Consider the following 808-nt stretch of genomic DNA (forward strand, 5'->3'; position numbering starts at 1 on the left):
CTTTAATAGTTTTCTGGTAAATATAATAGCTTAACTTAGGTATACGTTTCAAATTCTTATCATCGAAATCGACACCAATTATTCCAAATCTATTTTTGTAACCCCATAACCACTCGAAATTATCGAGCAAGCTCCAAAATAGATAGCCCTGAATATTCAATCCTTCCTTTTTTGCATTCATAACGGCAGTAACATGTCTCTTGAGATAGTCTGCTCTCAACTTATCAGAAATGACCCCTTCCTTAAGTTGTTCATCAGCTAAACCAAAACCTGCACCATTCTCAGTAATAATGAAGGTAGGATGAGCATATTCGGCATCAATCTTTTTCATCATTGTAACCAACGCCTCAGGAGAAACAGGTCCGTTGACGGATGGTTTTTTATCTGGGTTAGGGACATTACCTATTTCAAACGGTTCAGATTTATCATACCTAACCAATGTTGGACCATAATAATTTACGCCGATGAAATCAGGTTTTCCTTGGGTAATCAATTGCATATCTTGAGATGTGGGCTTAAATTTAGGATATGCTGATTGATACATTTTCAATACTGAATCTGGATATTTTCCCTTATATAGAGCATCGAGAATCCAGTTGTTGTGGAGATCGTTACATAACTGCTCAGTAGTACTATTTGGATGTCCATTATCGATGCAAGGAGATAAGTTTAACGCAATGCCAATACGTCCATCATATTTAGCCTTATGGTAATTACGTACCACCATCGCATTTGCAATCAAAAGGTTGTGTAATGCTACCGCTTGTTTTCCACGAGACGCTACGGACAAAACGTCACGGTATCCGTC

The 808-nt window shown here is 37.7% G+C and carries 1 protein-coding gene; it reads right to left on the reverse strand.

The genetic code is table 11. From position 1 onward, the window contains the following. A partial coding sequence (locus tag IM284_RS23170; protein WP_193055978.1) for a family 1 glycosylhydrolase occupies positions 1-808 on the reverse strand: 808 nt, incomplete at both ends.

This window comes from Enterobacter cloacae complex sp. P12RS (genome assembly GCF_014895875.1).
GTDB lineage: Bacteria > Pseudomonadota > Gammaproteobacteria > Enterobacterales > Enterobacteriaceae > Enterobacter > Enterobacter bugandensis.